Source organism: Bradyrhizobium sp. BRP56, assembly GCF_020194035.1.
GTDB classification, from domain to species: Bacteria; Pseudomonadota; Alphaproteobacteria; order Rhizobiales; family Xanthobacteraceae; genus Bradyrhizobium; species Bradyrhizobium australafricanum.
This window is the reverse complement of record NZ_JADYVV010000017.1, coordinates 40,008-59,585: the sequence shown is the minus strand read 5'-3', so window position 1 is coordinate 59,585 and position 19,578 is coordinate 40,008. Positions and strand designations below refer to the sequence as shown.

The following is a 19,578-nucleotide window of genomic DNA, read 5'->3' as shown; positions in this document are numbered from 1 at the left end:
CAAAGGGAGGCCTGTGGCAAGAACCGCCCGCTTGGACGGGCCCTCGGGGCCGATTCAATTTTTCCCGGGCATGCTGCCGTAGCTCAGTGGTAGAGCACTCCATTGGTAATGGAGAGGTCGACAGTTCAATCCTGTCTGGCAGCACCATCCATCCTATTGGATACATTGATTTTATTAGAAATTCGGTCCTGAGTGCCACACAAAAGTGCCACACAGAACCATGGTTTCCTTGAAATTCTCAATGTCCAAACGAGCCCGCTCCAACGTCCCTCAGTTCCGAATTCGTGTACCTGCTAAGATCGTAGATCGGCTACGCGGCAAGCGCGTTCTGCTCAGCATCGCTACCCCTCACGATTATCCGTGCGTGAAGACGGTGACGATCGGAAGTGACATCGCCTTCAGCCTCGAAACAGACGACGCGACTGTCGCGGAGGCGCGACAGGCAAACGCTCTAGATCATCTTCGCCGGCTGTTTGAGTTGACCGAGGCGGCCCCCGTCAGCCTCAGTCACAAAGACATGGTCGCGCTGAGCGGTGAGACGTACCGGCTCTATCAGGAAATTCACCGCGACAACCCGGGCGAACCCGACGCATGGATGTATCACAAGGCGCTCAGTCGCGCGGCGCTTGAGGGTCGCATCAAGAATCCACCACCAGCCGCGTTGATGCCGAACGAGGCGAACACTGCCATTGATTTGTTCGGGACTGGTGATCTGAGTGCCGCTGTGAACGCCTTGCCCGCCGATCAGCATGACGCGATCGAAGATCGGTTCGGGCTTCTTGCGGATTGGGTCCTGATCCGCCACCGCATCCATCTAAACCCGAATGATCGGCGCCGCTTCCTGCGCCTTGTTGGGACGGCCAGCCTTGATGCTGGCTGGCAGCTACGTCGCAACGCGGAAGGCGACTACACGCCTGATCCAAAGGCGCAACGCTTCCCAGCGATCGAGAGCGTAACGGCGGTCAAGCCGAGACAGACAATCACAGGCCTGTTCGATCGCTGGTGGGCGGAAGCCAAGGCTACGGGACGGAGTCAAAGTACTCATGACGCTTACAAGGGCGCCATAGACCGGCTGGTGAAACACCTTGGGCATGACGATGCAGGCCGCGTGACTGACACGGATATGCTCGCGTACAAGGATGCGCGTCTCAAGGTCGTAAGCGTCAAGACCTTGAAGGATGGCGATCTACCGGGGATCAGGTCCGTATTCGGCTGGGGTGTTGACAATCGCAAGCTGGCCAAAAATCCGGCCGATGCGATCAAGCTCAAAGCGGAAAAGAAAATCCGCACCCGATCGAAGGGCTTCACGGATGAAGAAGCCAAGGCGATCTTCGCCGCTTGCCTTGGCTACGTGCGGAAGCCGAAAGAGGATGCCAGGACTGCCGCCGCAAAACGATGGGGTCCGCTCATCGCGTGTTACACCGGCTGCCGGATCGCTGAGGCTCTGCAACTTCGCAAAGAGGATGTCCGGAAAGACTCCAAGCATCATGTCTTCGATTTCAATCCGGCCGCCGGCAGCATCAAGTCAGGCTCGTATCGGATCGTGCCCGTGCACCAGCATCTGATCGATCTCGGCTTACTCCGCTTCGTTGAAGACTCTGATGAAGGGCCGCTGTTCGCGAAAGGCAGCTACAAGCGTGTGCTGGATTTCGTTCGAACGATCGTAACCGACAAGCGCGTCCAGCCTAACCACGGCTGGCGGCACCGCCTCAAAACTATTGCCCGCAACCTTGGGCTGGATCACCGAGTCGTCGATTGCATCCAAGGTCACGCGGCGCGAACCTCTGGCGAGGATTACGGTGACGTGACAGTGATTGCTATGGCCCGCGTGGTTGCCGCTATTCCCCGGATTGTAATCGGCCGGGCTGATCCGGCCTCCGAGCAAAGTCGAGTTGCGGTTCAGAGTTGAGCGCGTGGTTGGCGTCATTCCGCTCCCGTTCGGATGGCGGGATGGCAAAGAAGTAACCGGCAACAATCAGCCGCCTCAATTATGAGGATTTCATCCTCAACCGTTGACGTTGATGATCCCGACGGCGCCGAGAAGCCAAATCACGCCAACAACGGCGATGAGAAGGGCAGCCGGCGCGAGGATCATGTTGACGACAAGACGCGCGCCGAGGCGCGCCCGGCTGATTGGCTGGGAGTCCATAGAAAGCCCCCTAGTGGATACCATCGCAGATTATACGGCCTTGAAGGCCGAGCCAGCAACCTGCATTGGGTGTGGCATCAGCAAGCCCCCCGCCGGTAGGCATCATCAATGTCAATCACGTCGGTGGGGCGCATCAGCCATTCCCTCAGCCAACGCGGCCCGGTGATCTCAGCAACGGAGACGGCCGGGATTTGCTCCAACGCGGCGTGGAGTGCATCGATGGCCGCGTAAAGGCGCGGAGGGTAGATTGATCTCATCTCAAACTGGTCTCCATCCATGGGCCGTGCAACAGTCTTCCCGTTGCAAAATTCGGTGACGTAGTCTCGATATGTCTTCTTCATCAGTCCTCTCGCGTGTTGACCGGAGACACTGTGATTAAGGTCTCATGCGCATTCAAGACCGGTGCGTTTGCCCGAATGCAAATGAGAGAGCCATCAAGGCGAGGGTACATCCGCCTCACAATGATGACTCTCCCTCCCGGCCCCGTAGGACCGGGTTAGCAGCTAGGTGTATTCGGACTCGCTGTCGTGAGTGCGCCAGTTCATCGACTCGTCGACGCGGCGCTGGACCAGCGTTGCGAGGGCTTCCGGATCGTGGCTGTTGCCGTTGATGTGGATCGCGACATTGCTGCCGCGAGAGCCGAAGTCGCCCCTCAACGGGACGCCAGACGTCGGAGCTGCAGGGACGTTCTTGACCGCTTCGGCAGGCGACGGGACGCCTTTGATCGGCGAGTCGCCGCTTCCGGCGATTCCCTTCTCGATCATGAGGCGATAGTCACGCGACCGCTTCGTTCCACCCCATTCAGTGAACTCGTTCCCTCCGAAGTTGACTGTCGGAAGGGCGGGAAGTCCCTTTCTGCGGCGAGTAACGGTTCCGTTCGGATCGGTCGGCAATCCCTGATCGGTGAACCCGCCGATCTTGTGACTGCCTCGCAGAGCCGCGTCGGTGTAAGCGTCATACTTTGCTCGTAGCTTCGGATTGGCATTGAGCTTCGCGATGGCTGCCGGCAACTCCCCTCGACGGATCGGGCCGTAGAAGCTGTTCCTCCGGCCCCTGTTGTCGACGCTCTGCGAACCATCGGCGAAATAGCCGAGGGTCTTTCGAAGTGACCAGCCCATCATGTCGGCGCGGTTGTAGAGGCTTTCGACGGTACCGCCGCCGCTTGCACCCTCGGTGAGCTGCATAGCTGCGATGTCCCGCTTCAGCGTGGGATCGCTCTTCATCTCGTCATCGAAGCGCTTGCGCCGTGCGGCCAAGTAAGCGTTTCCGCTGAGGCCCATTCCAGTGCTCGTATCACCAACGCCACCAGCGGGAATATTCGTACCCACATCTGGCGTGCTGTAGCCCATGCCGACCTTGCCGCCGCGCCGGATGATGCCGCCCGAACCAGCACCGAAGTTGGGAAGCTGACCGCCCGGCGTAGCGCCCTTGATCAGGGCATCGGGAGTGCCGACGCCGCTGAGGAGCCGCCCCATTCCGCCGCCGCCACCACCAGCGCCGGACGATCCAGCTCCCTGATAGGCGTAGGAGAGCCCGCCGTTACGATTGCGGGAGCTGAGGTCCGTGATGCCCATGAACGAAGTTCGCTCGATCTTGCCGCCAAGGTTATCGAGCTTGTTTCCGATGTAGCTCATCGGATGGACGTCGGCAGGGTTGAAGCCCTCGCCGGACTGCTTCTGATACAGTTGCCTCTTGTGTTCGCGTTGACGGTCACGCCATTCCTGCACCGACTCGAGTCGGCCATCCGGCTTCCTCTGTCGCTTCGAAGTGTCGGGCATGCCGGCATCGTTGTTCTTCGCCAGAAGCCAAGCCAGCAACGCGGCAGTTCCGACAGGGTTAGCGGTGGCGGCCCCAAGCAACGCCCGGCCAGTGAGCAGGCCGGCGATGCGGCTGACGATGTTCGCAAAGCCAGAGAGCACCGCGATGACAGGGGCAAGCAGTCCAAGTGCGACGGACAACGCAACGATCTGGCCGGCCAACTTCCCGAGGACTTCCGCGCTGTTGCCATCCTTGCCCATGGCGGTGGCGGCGCCTTTCAACATGGTAATGACGGTATCAGAGACTGACTTGAGCCCACCCACGAAGCCCGACGCAAATCCGATAATCTTGTCTACGTCGATCGACGATATTTTCGCAGCGATCTTGTCGAGAGCTTCGCCCATGTTGGCGACGCCAAAGGCCTTCTTCAGCCGCTCGACAAACTCCCGCGACTTCTCCCCGATCTTGCCTGAGGTGAAGATGCCGGTATGCCGATCGAACCAATCGGATACCTCAATGAAGCTCTGCTCAAAGCCGCTCCCGAATTTCTCCCAGGCGAGGCCAAACATGGCCTTGATCCTATCCCAGCGCTTCTGAAGCGAGTTCAGCTTCGTCGCTGAGAACGCGGACGCGGCGCTACTCTTTTCGTCGATCTCCTTCAGCGTCTCACGGATTTGAGCGCCGGCCTTGGCCATCTGAACGAGTTCATCGCGCCACTCGCGCATGCCGGCCAAGTTTGCAAACTTCGCGCGGCTCTGCTCGGTCATGTTCCGCATCTTCTCGAACATGTTCAACATGAACTCAGTCGGTGCAGATGCCATGCGCTGAGCCATCTGCGACCGGCCGCCGTACCCGATCATTCGTGCAGCTTGATCCAGATCCTTCGCGCGTTGTCCGCGAGCGTTGCCGGCGTTCGCAAATTCGGAGGTCAGGAAGCCTAGGAACGTGCCGGCCTTGTTCGGCTGGAGGCCTGCCGAGATACCGACCGACGTGAACGCGGACAGGTCGGTTTCTTTGATCTTCGTGGTGCTCAAGGCGGACAGCGCACGCTTGTTCGCCTCTACTAACTCGTTCGGGTCTGCGGCGGTCGCGGCAGCGGCCACGGCGACCGAGGTCATCATGCGCGCTACGCGGGCAGGATCGGCGTTCCGGACGTTGCCGTAGAGACTGGTTGCGGTCTTACCGGCCAGCTTCATCAGCTCGCCGATATTCATTTCGAGCGCCGACGACGCTTCCAAGGCGTTCTCTGTGACCTTTTTTGCGGCCGATGCGTCGAAGCCCTGCTTGAGCGCCTCGGTGTAGCTGTCCAGCACAGCGGCGGCGGACTCGCCGAACCTGATCGCGACTTGGTCCGACCAGTCACCACGAAGCCGCTTCACCTCAGCCTGCGACAGCCCGCCGAAGATTTGCGCTTTGGTCTCGGCGACGTCGGCTTCCATCCGTCGCTTGAAGGCGGACGCGACGCCGGAGATGGTGATGCCGCCTGAGATGAGCGTGGTGGTTGGCGAAATGCCACGGGGGAGCGCGCCACGGCCGCCGGAGAAGGCACCACGACTGACGGCGCGTTGCTCAGCCTGCCGCCGATTGAAGGTCTGCCGGTCGAGGCGGTCCAGCTCACGATGGAACGCCCGCGCGTCACGCAGGCTGTCTGCATAGGCCGACTTCCATTCAGTGCGATAGGTCGACGCAGCCTTGCGAGCGTCGTCGGTGATCTTCTGTAGGCCAGGCGCGACACTGTCGGGAAACAGCTTGGATGCTGAGACGCCGTTGATTGACTTAACTGCGGCCTCAAGCTTGCGAACGTTCCGGAGAAGGCCGGCGATGACGGGGCTCGCGCTGTCGGTCGCGGTCAATGATGCGTGGACGCTGATGATCTCTGACATGTTTCTCTTGTTGTTGGCGCAGTCGAGCCGCGCGGACGATGACCACCCGAAAGGGGGCGGGTCTTTTTCTTGGTGGGTGGGGTCCGAGAAAGGACCCTTTTGTTGCTCGCTAGTAGGAAGGGGTTGCCCAACCGAGGGGCATGCCGCATAAAAAAATTCGGCCCTCCACCCCCGCGCTTGCGACCGCTGGGAAACCTTCGCTGCGTTGCAGGCGGCGATGACGTTGGTGACGATGGTGCAACGTCATAAGGATGCAAGCCATCCTTATTCTGTTGACCTAGATCAACGTTCTTTGGTCACTCATCGCTGACGTTGAGGCATGGAACGCCAGCCGCAACCAGTCCAGACCAGAGCACTGCCAACGCCAGAGCCTTCGCCCTCGGAAGAGATGCTGCGGACGATCCAAGAGTACGCAGAGGACTTGCGGGCGATTATCAGGAAGCTCCGCCGCCTGAACTAGAAGGCGCGAGCGGCTGGCCGTTGGCTGAGGCCTTCATCAAGAGACACCAGACGACTTGGAACTGGGCAGGCTGGCTTCGGTCTCCCGACCGTCGCTCCATGGAAGATTTCAGTTGACCAAGGCGCATCCTGCCCGTTACAGATACGTCAACGGACGTTGAAGTATTCGTAACAGGCGGCACATGGCACAGCACAACGGGAAGTTCGTCACCTACTACCAGGTTTCCACCGGCAAGCAGGGCAAGTCTGGTCTCGGCATCGAGGCCCAACGCGCGGCGGTTGCGGCGTATCTCAACAGTGGCGACTGGACGATCGTTGCCGAGTTCACCGAGGTGGAGTCGGGTAAGCGATCTGACCGGCCAGCGCTGGAGCAGGCACTGGCCGCGGCGCGACTGCATCGGGCTGCGTTGGTCGTCTCCAAGGTTGACCGCCTTACGCGCTCGGTGGCCTTCCTGTCCCGCCTGCTTGAGGCTGGCGTTGACGTTCGGTTCGCCGATCTGCCTGTGATCGAAGGCGCTACCGGCCGTTTCCTTCTTCAGCAGATGGTGGCAGTGGCGGAGTTGGAAGCCGGCATGATCTCAGCCCGCACCAAGGCGGCACTGGCAGCGGCCAAGCGCCGGGGGAAGAAGCTTGGCGGCAACCGCGGCGTTGTCCCCGGTGCGAAGATGCAGGAAGCCTCGCGGAAGGCCCTGTCGGAGCGCACCACGAAACATGCGGCAGATATCGGCCCGACGATCCGTAAGCTACAGGCGGACGGCGCCACGTCTTTGCGGGCGATTGCAGATGCCTTGAACGAGGCCGGCATTCCCACCGCGCTCGGCAACGGCAAGTGGCAGGCGGTGCAGGTGCAGCGCGTGTTGGCGCGGCTACCGCAGTGACACGCAATATTCTCCAGCGCTGGTGAATGTTCCGGTTGGACACGATCGGCCGGGCAGACGGGCAAAGGCGCGTGGCGTGTCCGCATGGAGCGCGATGCAGCACGGTCCCGACGCCAGATACCCGACCGGGCACACGCTGCCGGCTTTGGCGATCTGGTTGCGACCGTGAGCGGGTATGCAGTAGGGGCCAGCAAGGGCGGGAGGCGCGACGACGGCGAGAGCCATCACGAGGGCGTGCAATTTCGTAAGTCTCAGCATCGGCCTACGCCACGCCTCCCTATGCGAACGGCAGCCTCTGGAGAGAGTGAGCTGAACCGCCGTTCGAACCTACATGATCTAGCCAGCCATCAGGACGTTATCACCTCGCAGCTCAGACAGCTTTGCTTCGATTTCGGCCTGTTCCGCAAGTGCCGCTTCCAACTCAGCCCGCAACGCGAACACGTCAACCGATTCGAGCCGGTCCCGTGCCTTTTCGACTCGCTGGTCAGCCACGGCCTTGCGGTGGCGGAGATCGAATAGGGTCAGAGCCACACTGCGGGCGGCCCTGACACCGTCGTCAACTTGATACAGCTCCCCCTTCAGCCGGGCGGCGGTCTGGCGGGCGATGATTCCAGGTCGTTTCATTTGTCGATTTCCTTACTTTTCTTGTGCAGCGCGCTGCCGTTCTTCCATGTGCTGGCGAGTGACGCCGGTGTATCGAGCCAGAGCAGCATCCGTGATGCGGGCCTGCTTCTGGCTGGCCGCGATCTCTGCGCGGTAGCGTTCGGTCAGCGTGCCGGGCTTGTCGGCCTTGACTGGATTGGCGAAGAACCGCGCGTTCTCCGGATTACCGGCGAGCGCTCGCAGTTCATCGATCAGGGGCTTACAATCGTGCGAGACGACTCCGTGACCGAGCACAAGGCCGGTTGAGAACCGAGCAGACAGGGCGTCAATTCCCTCCGGACTGAGGTCCGGCAAGCCGTGCTGTTGAAGCAGGCCCTTGAGGACGACGGCGGCGTTTGCTTGCCCGTTGACTGTGACGACGGTCATCACGCGGCCTCCCGGCGAAGAGCGGCGATCAGGGCGCGCCGGCACCAGCTTGAACGATTGGGCGCGGACGGGTCATCGACCTGTGCCGCCCGGTCGATATGTTCAACCAGCACGGCAGGCAACAACATCGTGACGTGTCTCATTGGACTGGTCACAAGTTCATGGGCATCAAACTTTGGTTTCATGTAGAGGTCTCCAAAACGCGAAAAGCCCGCGTGCGGAGATGCAGCGGGCGGGTATATGATGGCGGCGAGGGTTTTTCAGGTCACGAACGGGCAAATGTTCGTTCATGTAATGTTCTGCCAATCTAGAGCATCTCCTGCCACGATACGCACCAAACGTCAAGGCCGAATTTATCACTTTTTGTTACAAATCGTCACAATGCAAATCCGCTTTTATGCATGGTGTGACCGGCGTGTCGGCAGACCCTCGCGTGTCCGGCGATCGATCGCGGTGGATGTCGTGCAGCAGTCCCGTGGAGCGCGCTTCACGTCAAAGGCTAGCTGGTAGCCCCATCGCAAAATAACGCACCCACGATCGATACCCGCAGCCTCTAGGCCCGGTCTTGCGGTGGGGGTCGCCACTTGCAGAAGCGCGGTCCACTCGTTTGATCCTCCCGAACGTCGACCTTTGCGAGTGCGCCCACCTTGCCGAACGCGGCGACGGTGTCAGGCCGGCCGGCGTGACGCATCTCGACAACGGCGGAAGGGTTCACACCTTCACTGAGCAAGTAGCGAGCCGCGGCGAGCAGCGGCGTGCGCGAAGCCGGCAGGGTTGCCCCACCCGGGAGCATGATTTCGAACCGACCATGTCGGTCATCAGCTTCGCGGACAGTGATGCGGTGGCGGCCCGCGCCCGGCGCGTTGCCGGTTGATCGTTCGATGGTCGTGGTCGACATGTAGCAGTACCTTGGGCCAGCGCGCTCCAGTGGCGGCCGGCGCGGGTGGTGATGGGCGATGTTGATGGGGTAGCCAGCGGTACGATGACCGGTTGCCGTGATGGCTAAGGCCGGTCATCTGACTCGCGGCGACTTGCGGATGGTTAGATTGCCATCCCCCTCTCTTGCTGTCTGGCCTTCACCGGTTGCCTCTTGTTGTCGCGCCACGGTTCATCGTCCAACCATTCGACCGGGTTCCGGCAGTACCTTGGTTTCCCGCTCGCATAGCGGCGAGCGGCGATCAGGATGGATTCGAATCCGAGGCCGGCCTTGGCGAGCAACATCAATTCGGCCTCGGTCTTCTTCACATACTTTCGCTCTGGCCAGACCTTCCAGAACTGGTCACGCCAGTCCTTAGGCCAATCGTCCGGCAGGCTCTCGTCCGCCGGCCCGGTTCGCGGACGATCATCATCAACCGAACCAACACCCGGCCCACGCTCGCCGGAGGCGGGCGCTGATTGAGGCGGGTCTTTGGGGTGGGTCTCTGAGCGGGGTCCTTGAGAAGAGTCGGGTGCGGTGACCGGCCTCTCATGCACATGTGACCGCACCCCTTCTGACAGGTCACCGCACCCCTCCTGACCGGTGAACGCACCCTCCTCGGATTGTGGGGGTGCGGTGAACGCACCCTCCGCAGGTGCGACAGCGAACGCTCCCCAGTTCTTCAGCCGGTACTCATTGACCTCGTCAGATTTGCCCTTCTTGGTGCTCTTGACGTTCAGGACTGCCTTGCATGGGACGAGCTTCCGCTCCCCGCTCTTGGAGCGGATTTCACGCCGGCCGGTTTTCAGCTCCTTGATGATGCGCTTTGCGGCGCGTTCGTCCTTCGCGATATCCTTCGCGAGGGTTTCGTAATTCGGATAGGCGCTTCCCCACCGACTCTCATCTCCGGAGCGCCCCTCATTCAGGCGATCTGTGATGCAGACCAGCGCCCGGAACTGGGCGTCTGTGATTTCGGGATCTTCAGCGTAGGACCGGATTACTTGCAGCTTGCGGCCGGCAGTGATCTGTATCTTCACGCCTTCCGGCGAAGTGAGGATAGGCGCTTCAGATTTGATTTTCGCGTTGTTTCGTGACATAAGAACTCTGCTAGATTTTCAATTTCTCTCAGCCCCGGCGTTCCAGCGCTGGGGCTTTCGTTTGATGGCGGTGCTTACTTCGCGGCGGCCTTGAGCCGTTGCAAACGCTCATCGATGGCCTGCCTCACGAACTCCGACCTGCCCTGACGTAGGTGCAGGCGCGCTTCATCCAGCGCAGCCAGTTGGTGCGCTGATAACCTGAAGCCGACATGTGGCCTTGCGGTATCGGGATCGTAGAAAAGGCGGTTAGTCATAGTTCCTCCAAAAACAAAAACGCCCCGGCGGGATTGCCGAGGCGTCGGATAGGTCGACGACAAAAGCCCCACCTACGGCGGGGCTTCCGATCAAAAATTACAGCGATGATGGATCAAGGCCTAACACGAACCTGCGCGTACGTCAAATTTTGAACCAGAGATCACTCTGCCGAGCGGCCCGGCGTAATGATGCTGAGTCAACAATGATGCGCGTTTGAATCGTCAGAGCAGCCGGTGTGCACCCGCCTCCACTGATGCAAGCTCGATAGCACCAAGAGCGATGTAGTTCCCTGACCATAGGCCCTTAGGATCATCTTGGCAGATTTCCAGTTAAATCGAAGAGTGCGGCCCGGTGCGCATCGATCGTGTCTGAAGACGTCTTCGCCGATAACGACGCTCTGCCCTTCCGACCAAGGAAGTAGGATATCCGCTCAGCGTTAGCTCCGCTCGGATGAGGTAAACCGATCAGCAGCCGATCTGGCGAGAGAAGTCCACGCTTAACGAGCAACGCGAGTCCTTCGCTCACCTTTGGTCCCAAGGGAACCCACACCGCATTCGGCAACGCGAACACTTCCTCTGCGAGATACTGAAGTATTGCCTCCCGCAATAGCGGCGTGGTGACCATCGACGGCGAACCGCTGTAGTTCTCGCCATTGATGAAGACCGGATATCGGATGGCGCTGGTGAAGTGGACGAGATCGCTCCGCGACGTCCAAAGCTCCGCCGTGCTGCCCAAGCCCATCCAACCCGCAAGCCCGATATAGTCCAGCATCGCCACTAGGTTCGCTCTCATGGACCCCGAAAAGCTCGCGAACGTCTTTGCTGCTCCAAGGGCGGTTCCGTGATCAGCACCCGCAATGAGTTGGCGTCGTAATTCGCCCAACGCATTCCGGGCCTGTTGGGCTCCCGGCGTAATCCCGACGATGGCAATCCGGGCGCCGTGCTGAATATGCTCGAAGGGCGCATAACTTATCGCCAGCGGCTGCTGTTGCGCGAGAAGGAGTCGACCACCAAGCGTGACGTCGGCGGCAATCTCGCTCTCATGAACTTCCGTAATCAGGCTCGCGAAGCGTTGTAGTTCCGACACTTCAATCCTCTTTGCAGTCGCGATCGACATAGGCCATTCGCGCAGACACTGTCGCTATCGTTAGTCGCCTTTGATAGCGATTGGCACGAGCGCACCCGCATCACGATCGTAGGAATAATTGACGATCGACCCATCCTTCAATCGCGCAACCGCCTCGCCAATAATGAAGGATGGCACCAAGAACCATTCACGGGGCCGTACCTTCTGGCCAAAGCGGTCCGTGATCTCGATGTCGAGCCGCGCGGATGCAAAGAAATCGTGCAGCAAATGTTCGAGCTTAACGCGGTCGATGTTGTAGAGGGTGTAAGTCGTCACCGGATGTACGGGGGCCATCAGGAACGTTGGATCGTCCTTGGCATTCTGAATGCGGATTTCCATCTTGCCAGAAGTGAAGCCGATCTTGTGAAGCGCGCCGTCCAATCTGCGGATTTCCGGGTCGTCTGAAAGACTCTTCACTACGTAAATCATTCCCGTCTGCGCGTCGCCCGCAGCAGGCGTGTCCGTAAAGAGCGGCCCCATGTCGGTGGTGGTGATCCGGCGGCCGTTGGGGTCTTTGTACAGCTCGGTCGCAAGCGAACGTAAAAGGTTGTTGCCTTCGGTTCCGTTATCGAAAATGAGTCGCAGTCGCGCATTCTTCTTGCCGTTGCGGATGTGTGTCTCGCCCACCTCCGCGACGTAAACGAGCACGCCGTTCAGGATGAAGAACTCCCCCGCGCGGATTTCCTGCTCGTTAGCGAACGGGATGGCTTTACGCTTGCCATCCGTCATTTCGCGGACGCATTGCTCAAACAACGGCTTGAATTTATCGAACTCGGCGCACAGTTGACGCTCGGCGATCTCGTCCGGCTTGGCAACGGCTGGCTTAACATGGACGAGATCGAAGATGTCGTCTTGCGGCGTCTTCAGCAGGTCGTCGTCAAATATCTCATCGAGAGTCTGCGGCTGCTTCACCGGGGTGACCGGAAGCAGCGCGTGCCGGTCATGCGACAACAACATGTCGTGGACGGCCGGATCGTTTAATAGGCCGTTCAGCTTCATGCGCAAGGCCCGCTCGGAGACGGAGGGCTTCTCAGTATCGCCTGGCTTGCGCTTGTGATGGTCAATGAACTTGTTGACTTCGACGAAGGTGTCGAGAATCCGCTGCTGCTCGCTGGAAGCCGCTTTGATGGCTGCCGGCTTCACATCCAGCAACGGATCGCTACCGCTCAAAAGATCATCCAGCGTCGGCTTGGGCATGGCCGCTTACCCTGACTGCTGGGCGCGCATCTGCTCGCGCTTCTTGGCCCTGATCCATTCGAGCGCCTCGGCGAGGCGGCGTTCCATCGGACTTTGCGCCGTGAGGCTAGGCTCGCGCCCATGCGTCTCGTTGAAACTCTTGATGCGCGGCCAAAGCGCTACCGCTTCCTCCTCGGTCATCTGGATACGCCGCGCGGTGATGGCGCCGTGGATGCGCTTCAGCACATCGGCATCGACGGACTTCGACATGATCTCGTAGGCGAGCTGGAAGGGATTGATGCTGTCAATCAAATCGATGTTGAGGTCTTTCACGTTGATGAACTTGGCCGCCATCTTAATGAGATTGTCGTTCAGCTCCGGCAGGCCGCCGTTGCTGCTCGCCTTGAAGGCGGCGTTGGCCACGACATGCTGGCGGACCTCCTCGACTTCCTGGGGCGTGAGGTCCGGGTATTTGGTCTCGATGACCTTCGGGACATAGACCTGCGTCACGACTTCGGGCGGAATCTCGTCGGGGTTCATCGCCGCGCGCAGCACGCGCTCGTCCTGCATGACCGAGGCGGTGAGATCGACCAGGTCGCTTTGGAGAATTTGCCGAACGCGCGGGGTGCTGGGCTCGGCAAAGCCCTTGATGGCGACGGTGGTTTCACTGTTCGTGTAGTCGATATCGACGATCTTGGTGCCGCCGTCGATGTTGTCATCGGTGGAGCGCGTCTTGAATTTGAAGTTTGGGGCGAGCACCTGCTCCATTAGGAGCGAGGCAGCGATGGCCTTGAGCATGTTGTTAACGGCGTCAGCGACGTTGTCGGCGGATGCGTCGGGCTCGGCGATCAGGTTGGTAAACTGGGCGTGGGACTTGCCGGGGCAGTCGCGCGTGGCGCGCCCGATGATCTGGATGATCTCCGTAAGGGAGCCGCGATAGCCGACGGTAAGGGCGTGCTCGCAGTAAATCCAGTCGAAGCCCTCCTTGGCCATGCCAAGGGCAATAATGATGTCGACGTCGTCGCGATCTTTGATGTTGCGCAGCGTTTCCATCACTTGGTTACGGGTCTTCTCGTCGTCCTCGACGAGATCGGCCACCTTGAGAACCTTGCCGCTCTTGTGCCGGACATGATGAAGCCCGGTAGCCGCGTCGGTCTGTATCACGTCGCCGAGGTGATCGAGGATACGGTCGACTTCCTCGTACTTCTCCTTGGTGCTCTCGGCGGCGTTCACGCTTGGAATATGAATGATGGTCTTCTTGTCGGGATCGAGGACCTCGTTGATCGCATCGAGATAGCGGCGGCGGTAGAAATGGTACCCGATGCCGAGGCTCTTCAGATAAGTGTAACCGTTGAGCTGCTCATAGTAGGTGTAGCTGACACGAGTAAAGCGCTCTTCGTCTTCCGGGCGAAGTACGGGAATGCTGTCGCCCCGGAAATAGCTGCCGGTCATGGCCACGATATGGGCGCGGCCATCGGCCAGCAGGCCGCGAACGACCTCGCCGAGACGGCTATCCGCATCGGCCGAAGCGTGGTGGAATTCGTCAACGGCGAGCAGACAATTGGCAAACGGGTCCGCGCCGATTTTGTCATAAGCGAAGCGCAAGGTGGCATGGGTGCAGATCAGCACTTCGGCGTCGCTCTCCATGAACGCCTGAAACCTTCCAACTTTGCCCGCATCGCCACCCGGCGTACAGAGGTTCCATTCGTCATCGACGAGCCAATCGCGAAAGAAGCCGTGGTCGGTGAGATCGGTCGAGCGGAATGACGCGCCGATCGACCTTTCGGGAACGGCGACGATGACTTTGCGGATGCCCTGATGTTGCAGCTTGTCGAGTCCGATGAACATCAAAGCGCGGGACTTGCCGGAGGCAGGCGGCGCCTTGACCAGGAGATACTGGGAGCCGCGTTCGGTGTAGGCACGCGCCTGCATCGCGCGCATGCCCATCGCGTCCTGCTTCTGGCTCGCGCCGGTCTGCCCGTAGGTGACATGCACAAAATCAGGCACTCACGACCTCCTTCTGCTCGACGGAAGGCATCTCCGCGTACATCTTAAAAAGATGTTCGAGTCGCTCGGTGTCATTCTTGAAGGCGCGTCCGATATAAATCTTTTCCAGCGTATTATCGAGCTCAGTATGAGCATCGAGAAGAGATTGGGGCATCGTGTCTGGGTCGTAAAGCCAATCAAGTATCTTGCCGGGGTAGCTCTCGCGCGCCGAGATGATGCTCCAAGCATGACCTTCGAGCGTAGCCTTTTGGGACGCATCGAGAGGCGGCACCGGAAAGGTGTTATAAACAAGTGTATTTGAATAGCGCGGGTCGGTCTTAAGTCGACCAGCGACGGCGGTCATCCAAATGACATGGAGCCTTGAGGAAAGAATGCTGAACCAGAATGTTTCCGGGTCGTAGGTAACCTGGACGGTATCCGTCACGATCACAGAAGCGTCGAGCATCCCTACGGGGAGATAGAGACGTCGTTCCGTCGTGTAGCGGGGTATCAGCAAGATGCTGTCTTTAGCCTCGTGGACATAGCGGAATCGATAAGGGATATGAACGAGCGATCGGGCGACTTCACCCCCCGTGCGGCGATATTCAGCCACCCTTCGAAATCGTTCCGCAAGCTCCGGAATAGAGTTGGCCTTGGTATAATCCCGGTCGTGAACCCAGATGCAATAACGTCGTCCCCCTTGAAAAAAATCGTTGTTGCCGAGTAGTGGACGAAGGAACGCCTCAATCTCCGGGTTGGCAACAAGGAGTTTGTCGCGCTCGTCGCTCGACAAAATCAGATGACCTCCATCAATCGCCTGGTTTCCGAGAACCAGCTCAGGACGCCCGTCGGACGGATTCATCAGCTTCTCAACATAGACATCTTCATTGTCAGTGAGATAGGCCGATATGTTGTTAACTCGTTTTCGGTTGACATCGTCGTATAAGAATTTTGGCGCTTTTGATTTCAGTCTAAGGCCCACGATGATGCAGCTAACAGCAGCGTTATTCTTGGCGTTGTTTCGCCACTTAAAGGGATGGTGCGCGAAAGCAATCTCGACGCCCCTTGACCTGAGCTGCTTCCAAAAAAGGGAGACTGACTGACCTTGGCAGATTGAACTGGTGGCTACAAAGCCGGCCGCTGAGTTCATTGACTGCATGAACTGGGCGGCTTTTTCGAACCAACAGCAAACGTAATCGAGACTGTTCACGCCCTCATAGTCTGGCATGCAGTGCCGCATATCGTCCTTTTGAGCTTTGGTTTGTTCGCGGGCACCTTCAAATTGTGGGTTCCCAACCACAAAAATTTCGGCTTCCTCGTCAGGCATTTGCTCGGTCGCGTGGACCTTCTCGACGCGCGCCAAATCAAAAATCTTTTCTTTTTGAACCGTCTTCATCGGCCGAGGGCATACCTGAAGCCAATCAAGCCTTAAGGCGTTGCCGCAGACGATGTGGCCGCCCTCCCTGAGAGGGAAGCTCTTCGGCGCCTCACCGAACAAACTCTTGAACCGTTGGTTCATCTGGTATTCGGCGATCCAGAGCGAAAGTTTGGTCGTCTCCACTGCGAAGTCTGCTAATTCGATTCCATAGAAGTTGGAAAGCTTGACTCCGCTTTGCTCGCGCCACGTCGTCTGTCCTCCGCCAATCTCATCAAGGCGCTGAAAGACACGCATCTCCAGCGAGCGCAATTCGCGGTACGCAATGATCAGAAAATTGCCGGAGCCGCAGGCGGGATCGAACACGCGGATTTTCGAAATGCGCGTCAGGAGCTTTCGTAGCAGTGAGCGTTCTTCGCGGTGACCTCGCGCTCGCTCAAACTCTTCTTCGAGTGACATCAGGAAGAGGGGCTGCAATACCTTCATGATGTTCGGCACGGACGTGTAATGCATGCCGAGGTCGCCGCGCATGTCGGTATCGACGACAGCCTGGATCATCGATCCGAAGATGTCGGGATTGATCTCGCGCCAGTCGAGTTGAGCGGCCTCGACCAGCATGCGTTTAGCGCGCCGATTGAAGGCAGGCACCTCTGTGCTGTCCGCGAAGAGACCGCCGTTCACGTAAGGAAAAGCTCGAATGTGTGCGGGCACCTCACCACGACGATCGTCGGGAACGTTCATCACGTCGAACAACCGCTTCAAAAGGTCTTGAAGATGCTCGCCCTCACTCCCTCCATGATCGCTAATGGTTTTGACGAAGAGGTCTTGGTCGAAACCGCCGGTGTCCTCGGCGAACATGCAGAAGAGGATGCGCGTCAGAAAGAGATTGAGAACGTGCCGCTTCTCGGGAACGAGCCAACCGGGGTTATGAAGTTCGATTTCGTCATGGAGCTTGGCGAGGCGGCCGGCAGCTTTGATGTCGGCCGGGTTCTCCGCGACCGCTTCATATTTCTCGATGCCGGCGAGCGGCAGGAAGAAGTCGAAGCAATCATTAAGCTTGTCGAAGTCACAGTGGCAGGTGTCGTCGGTCTTGGTGTCGTAGGCGGCAACCTCGTGCCCATCGGTCGCAAGAAGGAAGCGCGGCTTCTGCGTCTTCGCCGCCCTGCTTTCCCTAAGCTGGTCTAGGGTCTCTGCAACTTTTCCGAGTGGGGCGGGGCGGTAATAAAGCTTTCGCGACCAGAGCACATCGTTCGGCTTCTCGCCCTTATTCTGGGTGCCTGAGCGCAACTTCGTGAGTGTCGCCTTGGGAGCGTTGTAGACTTCCAGAATTTGGAACGCGAAATCGCCATGGGAAAATGGCTCCTTCACGAGGTCGGCAAGCTGCATTACAATTTCGGCGATGTTCATCCGGCACAGCGTTCATAGGTAGGGGCGCACGCGGCGTTTCGACATTCAGCTTCTTTGGGTGACGCATCTCGAAACGCGCGGTCCAGGGAATCTTCCGTAAGAATATACGCTATGTTTAACCAGCACCTGCACCTCATTGCAAGCAGGCCGCCCATCGCGCGGGTCTTATCGCTCTCGCAACTGGCAACCTATCCCAATGCAAGCGTCTTTTTTTGGCGCGTATACTTTGGCCCCACCGTGAGACCGCTTTTTTCAAGCGTGGGATCCATCATCGACGTTGTAAAGATAATTTGGTGCGGGAATTTCGCCCTCTGCGATTCGCGAACAATGAGCCGCTGATAATTATGGCTACGCTCTTGCTCCATCCCCTTGTCTTCGATGTTATCCATCAGCAAAAATTTTGGATGCCAAAATTCAGCATCATAACAGGCAGCAAGAAACAGCGACAGGATCGCGGTGTTCTTCAGCACGACGTTGCTGCTTTCGGCAAAATTCATCTTGCCATTGACGAGCATCGCATCGTCGCCGAAATTGACAGAGAAGGAGTCCGGATTTTCAAAACTGTCCTCTCGCGGCAAGTCTTCAGTTAACAGACGCCGACCGATGGTGCTAACAGCGTTCATCGCTTTTCGGGTCCGCGCCATAGATGAAGCTTCTAGCGTCTTCAGTCTCGCCTTCAGGCGATCGATTTCGTCATTTAAGTTGGCCCGCTCTTTAGAGAGTTCATCGATCTTTTGTATCGTCGCACGCAGTTCTTCAAGATATGCGATTTCGTGCTCAAGCCGGCCTAGGCGCTTGTTTCGCTCGGCTAGAAAACTTTCTCGTGGAGAATTGCTAACGTCATAGCGTCCCGCGAACTCAGCGATTGCGACTGCATAATCGCGCCGCCTGGCTCGCAGTTCACCTTGCAGCTCCTCTAATTCCGCGGCTTTCGACTTCAGAAGCTGCTGCGATTCACGCACCTGAAGCTCATTGTCTATCTTGAGCTCGAAATACTTCGACTTAGCCTTATCCTCATCAATCTCCTGATGGCACACGATGCAATGCTTACTATCAGCGCCGTCCAAGGGCTTTAGACATGCGGGGCAATACTGAAATTCGATCGTGCCAAGCTTCTCTGACAGCTCTTCTGATGCCCCTAGCGAAGCCAGCTGGTTTGTGAGGTGCTCTACAAACAATCCTATCTCAGAAATCTCATCTGCGAGGTCACTCGAATGCTGTTCTTGTTCCTGAAGGTCAGAGGCCAACTTTCGCAGCTTGGTTTGCATTGCGCGCCGATCAGCGACGAATTTATCGGACTGTTCGCCGGCAACATGCGAATCGACGTTGGCGATCTCGTCTTGAAGCACAGTCCTTTGAGAGACAATTTCGCCAATTCGCGCTTCCAAGGCGGCCATCGATGCTAGGCCCTCCGACCTCGGCAGGGTGAGCAAGGCGGCTTTATACAGCCGATCTTTCTCGGCATAATCGGAGTTTAGTTGACGCAGTTTGATCTGGGTCTCGTACAGTTCATAGCCATTCACGCCAATCACTAGCTGCCCGACAGCTTCGCGAATATCGCGAGTATCGAAGCTCTCAAACCGGAAGAGCTTTCCCGCCGGGGTTTGCTGGTCAGAATAGAGGAGCCGCATGATCTGATGCATCGTGACATTCGAATTGTCGACGTTTGGCGCCTCCGGGATTCCCGCCGCTCTGAAAAGAACTTGTGTGAAAGATAGCTCTTTGCCTCCGGGCGGACGCCGAATGGGCACTCTTTGCCATTCGTCAATTCCCCTCGAAAGCGAGTCTTCGAGTCCTCCATAGAAGACGAGGACTGGCTCTTGCCTACTCCCAACGTTTCTGTGAACGGTCAGCAGAGAGCTTTCCGTCTCGATCTCCAGCCGTACAGCGCTGCATTGCGCAGCCGCATCTTTCCAGCGATCGAACTCGCCACCGAGGCCATAGAAAAGGAAATCCGATATCGTCGATTTCCCTGAGCTGTTTTCGCCGCGGATGATGTTGACGCCACGATGAAACACCTCATCGTATGCGGCTTTGTTTCCGTGAGCGATCCTTACACGGTTGACTGCGAAGAATGAAACCAAT

The 19,578-nt window shown here is 58.5% G+C and carries 15 protein-coding genes and 1 tRNA gene; 3 read left to right on the top strand and 13 right to left on the bottom strand.

Features of this window, described 5'->3' with window-relative positions; translation table 11 throughout:
* The first annotated feature begins 72 nt into the window (after positions 1-72).
* Both I6F38_RS14565 and I6F38_RS14560 read left to right on the top strand, forming a co-directional pair.
* Positions 73-147: transfer RNA gene (locus I6F38_RS14565), tRNA-Thr, on the top strand.
* Positions 148-364: 217 nt separating this feature from the next.
* Positions 365-1,909: a hypothetical protein gene (locus tag I6F38_RS14560; protein ID WP_225160826.1), complete on the top strand. Its 1,545-nt coding sequence runs from the start codon at positions 365-367 to the stop codon at positions 1,907-1,909.
* Positions 1,910-2,005: 96 nt separating this feature from the next.
* Here the strand turns inward: I6F38_RS14560 and I6F38_RS14555 are convergent, their stop codons facing one another.
* From I6F38_RS14555 to I6F38_RS14545, 3 genes are all read right to left on the bottom strand, one after another.
* Entirely contained in the window at positions 2,006-2,149 is a 144-nt protein-coding gene (locus tag I6F38_RS14555) for a hypothetical protein (RefSeq protein WP_225160825.1), read from the bottom strand.
* A gap of 77 nt (positions 2,150-2,226) precedes the next feature.
* A complete protein-coding gene (locus tag I6F38_RS14550; protein ID WP_225160824.1) occupies positions 2,227-2,490 on the bottom strand; it encodes a hypothetical protein in 264 nt (87 codons plus the stop codon).
* A gap of 162 nt (positions 2,491-2,652) precedes the next feature.
* The gene (locus I6F38_RS14545) at positions 2,653-5,790 is read right to left on the bottom strand and encodes a phage tail tape measure protein (RefSeq protein ID WP_225160823.1); all 3,138 of its coding nucleotides are present in this window, start codon (positions 5,788-5,790) and stop codon (positions 2,653-2,655) included.
* 641 nt (positions 5,791-6,431) lie between these two features.
* Here I6F38_RS14545 and I6F38_RS14540 point away from each other — a divergent pair.
* Positions 6,432-7,127, top strand: coding sequence for a recombinase family protein (locus I6F38_RS14540; protein ID WP_225160822.1), 696 nt, complete (start codon positions 6,432-6,434; stop codon positions 7,125-7,127).
* Between the two features lie 336 nt (positions 7,128-7,463).
* Here I6F38_RS14540 and I6F38_RS14535 read toward each other — a convergent pair whose 3' ends face one another.
* From I6F38_RS14535 to I6F38_RS14485, 10 genes are all read right to left on the bottom strand, one after another.
* On the bottom strand, positions 7,464-7,751 hold the full coding sequence (locus I6F38_RS14535; RefSeq protein ID WP_225160821.1) for a hypothetical protein: 288 nt from the start codon (positions 7,749-7,751) through the stop codon (positions 7,464-7,466).
* A gap of 12 nt (positions 7,752-7,763) precedes the next feature.
* On the bottom strand, positions 7,764-8,156 hold the full coding sequence (locus tag I6F38_RS14530; protein WP_225160820.1) for a hypothetical protein: 393 nt from the start codon (positions 8,154-8,156) through the stop codon (positions 7,764-7,766).
* A complete protein-coding gene (locus I6F38_RS14525) occupies positions 8,156-8,341 on the bottom strand; it encodes a hypothetical protein (RefSeq protein ID WP_225160819.1) in 186 nt (61 codons plus the stop codon). Before I6F38_RS14525 ends, I6F38_RS14530 begins: the two co-directional genes overlap by 1 nt.
* A gap of 368 nt (positions 8,342-8,709) precedes the next feature.
* A complete protein-coding gene (locus I6F38_RS14520; protein WP_225160818.1) occupies positions 8,710-9,054 on the bottom strand; it encodes a hypothetical protein in 345 nt (114 codons plus the stop codon).
* Between the two features lie 143 nt (positions 9,055-9,197).
* Positions 9,198-10,169: a helix-turn-helix domain-containing protein gene (locus I6F38_RS14515; protein WP_225160817.1), complete on the bottom strand. Its 972-nt coding sequence runs from the start codon at positions 10,167-10,169 to the stop codon at positions 9,198-9,200.
* A gap of 564 nt (positions 10,170-10,733) precedes the next feature.
* Positions 10,734-11,540 carry a hypothetical protein gene (locus I6F38_RS14505; protein WP_225160815.1) on the bottom strand — a complete coding sequence of 269 codons (807 nt, stop codon included), beginning with the start codon at positions 11,538-11,540 and terminating at the stop codon, positions 10,734-10,736.
* 30 nt (positions 11,541-11,570) lie between these two features.
* Positions 11,571-12,746 (bottom strand): GIY-YIG nuclease family protein, encoded by a 1,176-nt coding sequence (locus tag I6F38_RS14500; protein ID WP_225160814.1) that lies wholly within the window; start codon positions 12,744-12,746, stop codon positions 11,571-11,573.
* Between the two features lie 6 nt (positions 12,747-12,752).
* Entirely contained in the window at positions 12,753-14,672 is a 1,920-nt protein-coding gene (locus tag I6F38_RS14495) for a DEAD/DEAH box helicase (RefSeq protein ID WP_225160813.1), read from the bottom strand.
* A 52-nt stretch (positions 14,673-14,724) separates the two neighbouring features.
* Positions 14,725-17,493 carry a DNA methyltransferase gene (locus I6F38_RS14490; protein WP_225160812.1) on the bottom strand — a complete coding sequence of 923 codons (2,769 nt, stop codon included), beginning with the start codon at positions 17,491-17,493 and terminating at the stop codon, positions 14,725-14,727.
* Between the two features lie 188 nt (positions 17,494-17,681).
* Positions 17,682-19,577, bottom strand: a complete 1,896-nt coding sequence (locus I6F38_RS14485; RefSeq protein WP_225160811.1) for an ATP-binding protein — start codon at positions 19,575-19,577, stop codon at positions 17,682-17,684.
* Position 19,578 lies beyond the last annotated feature (1 nt).